This window comes from Streptomyces niphimycinicus, assembly GCF_018883605.1.
In the GTDB taxonomy this organism is placed as follows: Bacteria; Actinomycetota; Actinomycetes; order Streptomycetales; family Streptomycetaceae; genus Streptomyces; species Streptomyces niphimycinicus.
Map to the genome: position 1 here is coordinate 1 of NZ_JAHLEM010000704.1, position 11,006 is coordinate 11,006.

Annotated in this window: 10 protein-coding genes; 3 read left to right on the forward strand and 7 right to left on the reverse strand. The window is 70.7% G+C overall.

Features of this window, described 5'->3' with window-relative positions; all coding sequences use genetic code 11:
- The 5 genes from KN815_RS40640 to KN815_RS40660 all read right to left on the reverse strand — a co-directional run.
- Positions 1-1,160: FAD-dependent oxidoreductase (locus KN815_RS40640; RefSeq protein WP_216346813.1), on the reverse strand; the 1,160-nt coding region annotated here is incomplete at its 3' end.
- 257 nt (positions 1,161-1,417) lie between these two features.
- A complete protein-coding gene (locus tag KN815_RS40645) occupies positions 1,418-2,362 on the reverse strand; it encodes an amino acid ABC transporter permease (RefSeq protein ID WP_216346814.1) in 945 nt (314 codons plus the stop codon).
- On the reverse strand, positions 2,359-3,006 hold the full coding sequence (locus KN815_RS40650; protein ID WP_059146744.1) for an amino acid ABC transporter permease: 648 nt from the start codon (positions 3,004-3,006) through the stop codon (positions 2,359-2,361). Before KN815_RS40650 ends, KN815_RS40645 begins: the two co-directional genes overlap by 4 nt.
- Positions 3,007-3,079: 73 nt before the next feature.
- Positions 3,080-3,991 (reverse strand): glutamate ABC transporter substrate-binding protein, encoded by a 912-nt coding sequence (locus KN815_RS40655; protein ID WP_216346815.1) that lies wholly within the window; start codon positions 3,989-3,991, stop codon positions 3,080-3,082.
- 89 nt (positions 3,992-4,080) lie between these two features.
- Positions 4,081-4,857, reverse strand: coding sequence for an amino acid ABC transporter ATP-binding protein (locus KN815_RS40660; protein ID WP_216346816.1), 777 nt, complete (start codon positions 4,855-4,857; stop codon positions 4,081-4,083).
- A gap of 306 nt (positions 4,858-5,163) precedes the next feature.
- Between KN815_RS40660 and KN815_RS40665 the strand changes: the two genes are divergently transcribed.
- Complete coding sequence (locus KN815_RS40665; protein WP_216346817.1) at positions 5,164-5,874, forward strand: response regulator transcription factor; 711 nt, start codon at positions 5,164-5,166, stop codon at positions 5,872-5,874.
- A gap of 19 nt (positions 5,875-5,893) precedes the next feature.
- Positions 5,894-7,339 (forward strand): sensor histidine kinase, encoded by a 1,446-nt coding sequence (locus tag KN815_RS40670; RefSeq protein WP_216346818.1) that lies wholly within the window; start codon positions 5,894-5,896, stop codon positions 7,337-7,339.
- 121 nt (positions 7,340-7,460) lie between these two features.
- Here the strand turns inward: KN815_RS40670 and KN815_RS40675 are convergent, their stop codons facing one another.
- Positions 7,461-8,450 (reverse strand): TAXI family TRAP transporter solute-binding subunit, encoded by a 990-nt coding sequence (locus tag KN815_RS40675; protein WP_216346819.1) that lies wholly within the window; start codon positions 8,448-8,450, stop codon positions 7,461-7,463.
- Between the two features lie 95 nt (positions 8,451-8,545).
- Complete coding sequence (locus KN815_RS40680; RefSeq protein ID WP_216346821.1) at positions 8,546-9,268, reverse strand: IclR family transcriptional regulator; 723 nt, start codon at positions 9,266-9,268, stop codon at positions 8,546-8,548.
- Between the two features lie 182 nt (positions 9,269-9,450).
- Here KN815_RS40680 and miaB point away from each other — a divergent pair, with 182 nt between their 5' ends.
- On the forward strand, positions 9,451-10,902 hold the full coding sequence (miaB, locus tag KN815_RS40685) for a tRNA (N6-isopentenyl adenosine(37)-C2)-methylthiotransferase MiaB (protein ID WP_253209559.1): 1,452 nt from the start codon (positions 9,451-9,453) through the stop codon (positions 10,900-10,902).
- Positions 10,903-11,006 lie beyond the last annotated feature (104 nt).

Genomic DNA, 11,006 nt, shown 5'->3' on the forward strand with positions numbered 1-11,006 from the left:
CGTACCAGCGGCAGCGCCTGGTCCGCGGCGCGCAGCCGGGCCCCCACGGCTCCGCGCCGCTCCGCCTGATAGCTGTCCAGCAGTGCCTCCGAGGCCCCGTGGTGCCAGGCCAGGGACAGCTTCCAGGCGAGGTTGTCGACGTCCCGCAGCCCCTCTTCGAGCCCCTGGGTGCCGAGCGCGCCCAGCAGATGGGCGGCGTCCCCGGCCAGGAAGGCGCGCCCCACGCGCCAGCGCAGCGCGAGCCGGTGGTGCACGGTGTGCACGCCGGTGTCCAGCAGCTCATAGGGGGGCTCGGAATCCCCGCACCACCCCGTGAGGGTGTCGCGCACCCGCACCAGCAGGGCATCGGGGGTGACGAGATCGCGGCCGGGCGGCAGCAGCCAGTCGACCCGCCACAGGCTGTGCGGCAGCGGCCGGGCGGTCACCTCCGCGTCGATGCTGCGCCAGGGCGGGGAGCGGTGCAGCACGGCCTCGCCGGGCCAGGGGAGTTCGGCGCGCAGCGCCGCGACGGCGTGCCGCTCCACCGCCGTACGGCCCGGGAAGCGCACGCCCAGGAGCTTGCGGACGGTGGACCGTGGCCCGTCGCAGCCCACCAGATAGCTGCCGCGCCACCAAGTGGCCTGGGCGCCCCGGGTGCGCACCCCGACCCCGTGGTCGTCCTGCTCCAGGCTGTCGATCCGGCTTCCGGAGACGATGCGGACGAGGTCCTCGTCGCCGATGGCGGCCAGCGAGCCCCGCAGCGCCCGGGTGAGCTCATGCTGGGGCAGATGCACCGGTGAGGCCGTCGGCCCCGGTGCCGCCTCGCCCTCCGGCCCGTCAGCGCCGGGGGAGTCCATGGCCTCCGTAAGGCCGCCGTCCCAGCCGCCGGCGCCGCGCTCGCCGCCGAAGAGGCTGCCCGGCGTGAGGGCCACCTGCCGTACGAGCTGCCGCCGCCGCATGGTGCGCCATCCGGTCCATGGCCGCGTCCGGGCGGTGACCCGGCAGCCCAGCCGCTCCAGCAGGGCGGCGGCGTCCGGGCGCAGCACGACGGTGCGGGCCAGCCGGCTCTCCTCACCGCCCGTGGACTCGTCCAGCAGGATGACGGGCACCTCGAGGCGCGCCAGGGCGAGGGCCAGGGTGAGGCCGACCGGGCCCGCCCCGGCGACGATCACCGGGTCCACGGTGCGGTTCCTGTGGCCCTGCGGGTCGTACGTGACGTACGGAAATTGGCAGTTGAAACCCGGTGAGCGATCACAGAAAGCATGCAACCCACTGCCGCTGCCCGCGTCAAGCGACGAAGGGCGGTGGCGCGTGCGCCACCGCCCTGGTAAGGGTTTCGCTCATCCGCCCGGCCCCCGGACGGTCGTCCGCCCAGCGCCTGGGACGGTCGTCCGCCCGGCGCCCGGGACGGTCGTCCGCCCGGCCCCCGGACGGCCCCTCAGTTCGCCTTGCCGGTGGGCGCGTCCGGGGCGGCGACCGCGGACTGGTCGACGACGTCGAGCACGTCGGCGGCCGCCAGCGGCTGGCCCGCGTCCGCGATCCGGATGCCGGTCTTGGCGCGCCGGCCGCGCCGCTCGATCCAGGTGGCGAGGGCGGAGAGGGCCAGACACATCGCGATGTAGATGGCGCCGCCGACGATGATCACCGGAACGTAGGGGTTGTCGTCGTTGACGACGATGTTCCCGGCCAGTTGCTGAAGCTGGAACAGCAGTTCCTGGTAGGTGATGACATAGCCGAGGGAGGTGTCCTTCAGCGTCACCACGAGCTGGCTGATGATGGTCGGCAGCATCGCCCGTACGGCCTGCGGCACCAGGACCGTCATCATGACCTGGGTCTTGCGCATGCCCAGGGCGTAGGCGGCCTCGCCCTGGCCCCTGGGCACCGAGTTGATGCCCGCCCGCAGCACCTCGGCCTGGACCGAGCCGTTGTAGACGGTCAGTCCGATGACCAGCGCCCAGAAGCCGGTGTTGTCACCGCTGAGCCCCAGGTCCGACCGGTAGGTCAGGAAGAGCACCCACAGCACGTAGATGGTGATCAGCAGCGGGACGGCCCGGAACAGCTCGATGAAGCCGGTCGCGAACCAGCGGACGGCCTTGTGGTCCGAGAGCCGGCCGACGGCGAGCAGGACACCGAGGGCCAGTGAGAGGACCGCCGCGACCGCGAACACCTTCAGGGTGGTGACCACACCGTCGCGGATGCTGTTCCGCACGCCCGCGTAGTTGAAGATGTCCCACATCTCGGGCGCGAACTGGCCCTTGTCGTTCAGCCGCACCACGGCGAAGACGATCAGCCCGAGGACGGCCAGGCCGCCGACGACGGAGTAGATGCGGTTCCGGACGCGGGCCTTGGGGCCTGGGGCGTCGTACAGGACGCTCGAGCTCATCGGGCCACCTCCAGGCGGCTCTCCAGCAGTCGGAAGAGACCGCTGATGGCGAAGGTGATGACCAGGTAGCACAGCGCGATCCACAGGAAGATCCAGCCGATCGCGAAGCCCTTGTCGCTCAGCAGCTTCGAGACATTGAACAGCTCGGTATTGCTGAACGCCCCGGCGATGGCCGAGTTCTTGGTGAGCGCGATGAAGATGCTGCTCATGGGGGGAATCACGGACCGGGTGGCCTGGGGGAGCACGATCAGCCGCAGGGTCTGGAAGAAGGTCATCCCCAGGCTGCGGGCGGCCTCCGCCTGGCCGAGCGGCACGGTGTTGATACCGGACCGCACGGCCTCGCAGACGAAGGACGACGTGTAGCAGCCCAGCGCCCCCATGGCGAGAACGAACGGGCTCGTTCCGGGGAAGAAGATCTGCGGGATCACGAAGAACGCGATCAGGAACAGCAGGGTCAGCGGGGTGTTGCGCAGCAGGGTGACCCACGCCGTCCCGAAGGCGCGCAGCGGCGGTATGGGCGACACCCGGAAGCCGGCTATGACAATGCCCAGGACGAGAGCCAGCGCCGCACTGGCCGCCGTGATGGAGAGGGTTCCCAGGAACCCCTCACGGAACTGGGGCAAATGATCGAGGAGTACGTTCATCGATTCTCCGCGGTAGCGGTCAGGTCAGCGGCGTGCGGAGCGCACCGGCTTCCAGGCGAACGGGGAATCCTGCTCAGTAGCGGGGCAGGGGGGTCTTCGGGGCGACGTAGGAGGAGCCGGACTTGCCGAGCGTGCCTTCGTACGCCTTCTTGTAGTCGCCGTTCTTGATGTGCTTCTCGAGCGAGTCGCTGATCGCGTCGCGGAGCGCCTTGTCGTTCTTGTTCATGCCGATGCCGTACGGCTCCTCGGTGAACGGCTTGCCGACCACGTGCAGCTTGGTGGAGCGCTGGGCGGCGTAACCCTTGAGGATCGCGTCGTCGGTGGTGACCGCGTCGACCTGGCCGTCGAGGAGCTGCTTGACGCAGAGCGAGTACTTGCTCAGCTCGGTGGTCTTGGCGCCGTACTTCGGCTTCTTGATCTCCTGGAGCGGGGTGGAGCCGACGATCGAGCAGACCTTCTTGCCCTTGATGCTGTCCGGGCCGGTGATCTTGCCCTTGTCCTCCATGCGGACCAGGAGGTCGGCACCGGCCTGGTAGTACGGGCCCGCGAAGCCGACCTGCTTCTTGCGCTCGTCGTTGATGGTGTAGGTGCCGACGTAGTAGTCGACCTGGCCCTTGGAGATCGAGGTCTCCCGGACGTTGGAGTCCACCGTCTTGAAGCTGATCTTGTCCGCGGAGAAGCCGAGGTCGGCGGCGACCATCTTGGCGATCTCGATATCGAAGCCGGAGCGCTTGCCCTCGGTGTCCTGGAACCCGAGGAAGGGCTGGTCGGCCTTGGCGCCGATGACGATCTTGCCGCGCTTCTGCGCCGCCTTCAGGGTCGGCGAGTCGATCTTCACGTCCTTCGCGACCGTGTAGTCGCCGCTGTAGACCTCGCCGCCCTTCGGCTTGTCCCCGGCGGTGCCCTTCTCGCCGCCACAGGCGGTCGCCGTCGCGGCCAGCGCGAGAACCACCGTGGCCGCCGCGGCCGTCTTACGAATCCTCATGGTGCCCATCCCTCTGTGTTCAGTACGTGGTCCAGTGGTCCAGATACGCAGTGGCAAACGTGCCGGCGGACTGCCGGGCCGGCGTGGACTCAGTGGTGAAGGATCTTCGACAGGAAGTCCTTGGCCCGGTCGCTGCGGGGGTTGCTGAAGAACTGCTCCGGCTCGGCCTCCTCGACGATCCGGCCGTCGGCCATGAAGACCACCCGGTTCGCGGCGGAGCGGGCGAAGCCCATCTCGTGGGTGACGACGACCATCGTCATGCCGTCCCTGGCGAGCTGCTGCATGACCTCCAGCACCTCGTTGATCATCTCCGGGTCCAGCGCCGAGGTCGGCTCGTCGAAGAGCATCACCTTCGGGTCCATGGCCAGGGCGCGCGCGATCGCCACGCGCTGCTGCTGGCCACCGGAGAGCTGGGCGGGGTACTTGTCCGCCTGGGCGCCGACGCCCACCCGGTCGAGCAGCGTGCGGGCCTTCTCCTCGGCGGCCTTCTTGTCCGTCTTACGGACCTTGACCTGGCCCAGCATCACGTTCTCGAGCACCGTCTTGTGCGCGAAGAGGTTGAAGGACTGGAAGACCATGCCGACGTCGGCGCGCAGCCGGGCGAGCTCCCTGCCCTCCTGGGGCAGCGGCTTGCCGTCGATCGTGATGGATCCGGCGTCGATCGTCTCCAGCCGGTTGACCGTGCGGCACAGCGTCGACTTCCCGGACCCGGACGGCCCGATGACGACGACCACTTCGCCCCGGCTGATGGTCAGGTCGATGTCCTGGAGCACATGCAGCGCGCCGAAGTGCTTGTTGACCCCTGACAGCGCAACCAACGCGTCCGCCACCGGTGCGGCGTCCTTGGTCACCGATACTTCGCTCATCGGCGTCTCGCTCCGTCCTCCTCGGTTGGGAGGACAGTAGTGAGCGGCCGCGACCAGCGTCATTACATCTGAGCTGAAATTGAGGATAACGATATGGCTGCGGCATGACACGCTGCGTGAACGAGACGACGCGGGCTGTACCGGCTGCATAACGGAAACCGGTGTGTGACCGAATGCGTCTTGACGGGTGCCCCTCGATCAGAGTGGATGCCCTGTGGCCATGTTCATGGCCGTATTCGAAGCCATGGTGACGGGGGCGCGTACAGGGCGCGTCTCCGCTGGTACGGGAAGGTGGCGGAGGGGCTGGTGAGACTGCTGCTCGTCGAGGACGACAACCACGTCGCCGCGGCCCTGTCCGCGATCCTCTCCCGGCACGGTTTCGAGGTCACCCACGCCCGCAGCGGCGAGGAGGCGCTACAGGCGCTGCTGCCCGACTCCGGCGCCCCCTTCGGCGTCGTACTCCTCGACCTCGGCCTGCCCGACCAGGACGGTTTCGAGGTGTGCGGCAAGATCCGCAAGCGCACCGCCACCCCCGTGATCATGGTGACCGCGCGCGCTGATGTGCGCTCACGCATACACGGGCTCAACCTCGGCGCCGACGACTATGTGGTCAAGCCGTACGACACCATGGAGCTGCTCGCCCGCATCCACGCCGTCAGCCGCCGCACCGCCGCAAAGGACCCGGGCCATGGCGCCGACGAGGGCCTGGACGGCCCCCATCCGCCGCTGCGGCTCGGCCCGGTGACCATCGAACTGCCCACCCGCCAGGTCTCGGTCAACGGCACGACCGTCTCGCTCACCCGTAAGGAGTTCGATCTGCTCGCGCTGCTCGCGCAGCGCCCCGGTGTCGTCTTCCGCCGGGAGCAGATCATCAGCGAGGTCTGGCGCACCAGTTGGGAGGGGACCGGACGCACCCTGGAGGTCCATGTCGCCTCCCTGCGCTCCAAACTGCGGATGCCCGCCCTGATCGAGACGGTGCGCGGGGTGGGCTACCGCCTCGTCACCCCGGCCGGCTGAGCGACCGGGGCTCCTTACGGTGCGCACCCGACTTCTCCCGCTTCTCATCGTCCTCATGGCGGGCGTGCTGCTCGCGCTCGGCTTCCCGCTCGCCGGGAGCGTGGCCGCCCGGGAGCAGCAGCGGGTGGTCGTCGACCGGATCGACGACACCGCGCGGTTCGCCGCGCTCGCCCAGTTCGTCACCGCCGGGCCGACGGGAGCGGCCGGCGCCGAGGGGGACGAGCGGCTGGACACCCTGCGCGCCGAGCTGAAGCGCTACCACGACCTGTACGGCATCCGGGCCGGGGTCTTCTACCGGGACCGGGACGCCCCGCCCATGGCCGAGGCGCCCGGCCACTGGCGGCTGCCGGACACGGGCGAGAGCGCCCGGGCCTTCGACGAGGCCCTCGCCGGGCGCCGCAGCCACGATCCGCCCCAGGTGTGGCCCTGGCAGCGGGGCAGGCTCACCGTCGCCTCCCCCGTCGTGCGCGACGGGGACGTGGTGGCCGTCGTCGTCACCGACTCGCCCACCGGCCAGATGCGGTCGCGGACCCTGCACGGCTGGCTGGTCATCGGCGCGGGCGAAGGCGCCGCGATGCTGCTGGCCGTGGGGGCCGCCGTCCGGCTGACCGGATGGGTGCTGCGGCCCGTGCGCGTCCTGGACACCGCGACCCACGACATCTCGACCGGGCGGATGCAGTCACGTGTCGCGGCCGCCTCGGGGCCCCCGGAACTGCGGCGGCTCGCCCGCTCGTTCAACGAGATGGCCGACAACGTCGAACAAGTCCTGGAGCAGCAGCGGGCGTTCGTCGCTGACGCCTCCCACCAGTTGCGCAATCCGCTCTCCGCGCTGCTGCTGCGCATCGAGCTGCTGGCGCTGGAACTACCGGACGGCCATGAGGAGATCGCCTCGGTGCGCGCGGAGGGCAAGCGCCTGGCCAGCGTTCTGGACGATCTGCTCGACCTCGCCCTGGCCGAGCACTCCGCCGCCGATCTGCGGCTCACCGATATCGCGGAGCTGGCCGCCGACCGGGTGGACGCCTGGCTTCTGGTGGCCGAGCGGGGGGAGGTCGGGCTCGCCTATACCGGCCCCGCGGCCATCACCGGCTGGGCCGACCCGGTGGCCCTGTCCAGCGCGCTGGACGCCGTCGTCGACAACGCCCTGAAGTTCACGCCCGAGGGGGCGCATGTGGAGGTCTCGGCGCGCACGGACGGCGACACCGTCGCGATCGTCGTCGCCGACGGTGGCCCGGGCCTCACCGAGGACGAACTCGCCCGGGTCGGCGACCGCTTCTGGCGCAGCAGCCGCCACCAGAACATCTCGGGCTCGGGCCTGGGCCTGTCCATCACCCGCGCTCTGCTCGCGGCGGGCGGGGGCACGATCGACTACGCCCCCAACGAGCCCCGCGGGCTGCGCGTGACCATTACTGTCCCGCGCACCGGGCCGAGTGAGCAGGTGAAGGGGCCGGGCCCGGTGAGAACGTGAAGACCGTAAGGACGCGTCGAAGACCGTAAGGACGTGCGGCGAGAGGGTCACGCCGGTGAGGATCCTGCCGGACCTTCCCGCGGGGCTTCGGCCGTTTGGGCCGACCTCGGACGTAGCCCGGCTACGGCTTGACCGACCGGTAATAGCGCGCCGCGCCCTTGTGGAGGGCGAGCGGATCGGTGAAGACGGCGGTCCGCAGGTCCACCTTCTGGGCGGCGTGGACCTTCGCCCCGATGCGGTCCCGGTTCTCTATCACCGTGCGGGTGACGCCCTCCGCCAGATCGGGGTCCACCCGGTCCGTGGTGACCAGGAGGTTCGGTACGGCGATCGTCTTGACCGGTTCCGGCCTGCGTATCTCCTCGTACGCGTCGGCGGGCACGGTGGCCGCCCGGTAGTAGCGCGTCACCCCGCCCTGCCGGTGCAGCGGGCCGGTGAGGTCGCCGAGCTGGACGAGCCGGATCGGGTAGGCGTGGGCCAGGGTGCGCACCGCGGTGGTCGGCAGCCCGCCCGACCAGAAGAAGGCGTCGAGCTTGCCCTGCCGCAGCAGCCTCGGCATGGCGTCGATACCGACCCGCTCGGCCCGGATGTCCCGATTGAAGTCCAGCCCGGCGGCCTTCATCAGCGCCCGGGTGATGAGCTGTACGCCCGAGCCGTCGTCGCCCACGCCCACCCGCAGATGCTTCAGGTCGCGGGCTGATCGCACGGACGAGCCCCTCGGCACGACGAGTTGCATGTAGTCGTCGTACAGCCGGGCGCAGGCCCGCAGCCGCCCGGCGCCCTCCCCCTGGTAGGCGGCGACGGCGTCGGTGGCGGCGATGGCGAAGGTGGCCCCGCCCCGGGCCAGCCGTTGGACGTTGTCCGGGGACCCCCTGGTCCGTTCCAGCCGCACATCGACGTCGGGGAGGTCCCGGGCGAGGTCCCGCTCGAGCATCCGGCCATAGGTGTCGTAGACCCCGGTGGAGACCCCGGTCGCGAAGGTCACCCGACCACTGGGGGAGGGGCCGCCGCCCACCGCCAGCAGCCACCACAGCAGCAGCCCCAGGGCGACGAGGCCCGCGGCGGCGGACTGAAGGGCACGGCGCCGGTCCAGGCGCGGAAGGGTGACGGCCATGGCGAGGATCCTGCCAGCCCCGCTCCCGGGAGGGGAGGGGCGAGCCGCGGATCCCGCCGGGCACCCGGTCATGTGCCGGACCGCCGGGCACCCGGTCATGTGCCGGACCGCAGGGCCCTCGACAGCCCCAGGGCCGCGGTCCGGACCGCCGGTGCGAGCTGCGCGGGCCGGAAGCGGCTGCGGGGTACGGCCACCGACAGCGCCGCCACCGCCGTAGGACCGTCGAAGACGGGAGCCGCGATACAGCTAACCCCCGAAGCCGCCTCTTCCTCCTCATAGGCCAGACCCGCGACCTGGGCCTGCTCGATGGCCGTGCGCAGCCGGTCCGGATCGGTGATCGAGTGGGGGGTGAGTCGCGGCAGAGCCGCGGCCAGGACGTCCTCGACCAGCTCGGAGCCCGAGAACGCCAGAAGCGCCTTGCCGACGCCGGTGCAGGTCAGGGGCAGTCGGCCGCCGATGCGGGACGGCAGCCGCAGGGCGTCGTGGCCGTGGATGCGCTCGACATAGACCACCTCGCGGCCCTCGCGCACGCCGAGGTGCACGGTCTCGTGGGTGGCCTCGAAGAGGTCCTGGAGAAACGGCAGCGCGGCCTCCCTGAGGTCGCGTCGGCGCGGGACGAGCGAGCCCAGCTCGAACAGGGCGCCGCCGAGCCGATAGGTCTCGGCGTCGCGTTCGAGCAGACCGAGCCGGACCAGATCGGCGCAGAGCCGGAATACGGTGGTCTTGGCCAGTCCCGTACGTGCGGACAGTTCCGTGAGACGGAACGCGCCGCCGTCGGGCCGGAAGCAGCCGAGAATCGCCACTGCCTTGTCGAGCATATTGCCCTGGGAGCTGTTCCGTGTCATGGAACACAGTGTGCCGAGGGGGGTCCGGCCCACCGCCAGGCAGGGGGGCTTCTGTGAGCGCCTACCCTTGATGCGTGACCATCAGCAGCGACCGGAGCCCGGCAGTGGACGTTCAAGCGACCAAGAGCTACGAGATCCGCACCTACGGGTGCCAGATGAATGTCCACGACTCCGAGCGGCTCTCGGGCCTGCTGGAAGAGGCGGGCTTCGTCCGTGCACCGGACGGCACCGGTGAGGGCGAGGCCGACATCGTCGTCTTCAACACCTGCGCGGTGCGGGAGAACGCCGACAACCGCCTCTACGGCAACCTCGGCCGGCTCGCACCGATCAAGGCGCGGCGGCCGGGCATGCAGATCGCCGTCGGCGGCTGTCTGGCCCAGAAGGACCGCGACACCATCGTCAAGAAGGCCCCCTGGGTCGATGTGGTCTTCGGAACCCACAACATCGGCAGTCTGCCGGTGCTGCTGGAGCGCGCCCGGGTCCAGGAGGAAGCCCAGGTCGAGATCGCCGAGTCCCTGGAAGCCTTCCCCTCCACCCTTCCGACGCGGCGCGAGTCCGCGTACGCCGCGTGGGTCTCCATCTCGGTCGGCTGCAACAACACCTGCACCTTCTGCATCGTCCCGGCGCTGCGCGGCAAGGAGAAGGACCGCCGCCCCGGCGACATCCTCGCCGAGGTGGAGACCCTGGTCGCCGAGGGCGTCACCGAGATCACCCTGCTCGGCCAGAACGTGAACGCGTACGGCTCCGACATCGGCGACCGCGAGGCGTTCAGCAAGCTGCTGCGCGCCTGCGGGAAGGTCGAGGGCCTGGAGCGGGTCCGGTTCACCTCGCCGCATCCGCGCGACTTCACCGACGACGTCATCTCCGCCATGGCGGAGACGGAGAACGTGATGCCGCAGTTGCACATGCCGTTGCAGTCCGGTTCGGACACCGTGCTCAAGGCGATGCGCCGCTCGTACCGGCAGGAGCGCTACCTCGGCATCATCGAGAAGGTGCGCGCCGCGATGCCGGACGCCGCCATCTCGACCGACATCATCGTCGGCTTCCCCGGTGAGACGGAGGAGGACTTCGAGCAGACGCTGCACGTGGTGCGCGAGGCGCGCTTCGCCCAGGCGTTCACCTTCCAGTACTCCAAGCGGCCCGGGACGCCCGCCGCCGAGATGGACGGGCAGGTGCCCAAGGCGGTCGTCCAGGAGCGCTACGAGCGGCTGGTCGCCCTCCAGGAGGAGATCTCCTGGGAGGAGAACAAGAAGCAGGTCGGCCGCACGCTGGAGGTGCTGGTCGCCGAGGGCGAAGGCCGTAAGGACGACGCCACGCGGCGGCTGTCCGGCCGCGCCGCCGACAACCGCCTGGTGCACTTCGCGCGTCCCCAGGAGCCGGTGCGCCCCGGCGACGTCGTCACCGTCGACATCACCTACGCCGCCCCGCACCATCTGCTGGCCGAGGGCCCGGCCCGGGGTGTGCGGCGCACCCGCGCCGGCGACGCCTGGGAGCGGCGGAACGCGGCCGGGGAGAAGAAGCCCGCGGGTGTGATGCTGGGCCTGCCGACGGTGGGCGCCCCGCCGCCGCTGCCGGCCGCGCCCGCCGCGGGCTGCGGCTGCGACTGAGCGCACGGCTAGGCTGACGATCATGCTGATCGCCGCCGCCGTCTGCCCGTGTCCGCCGCTGCTGGTGCCCGAGGTCGCCGCCGGGGCCGCTCCCGAGCTGGACG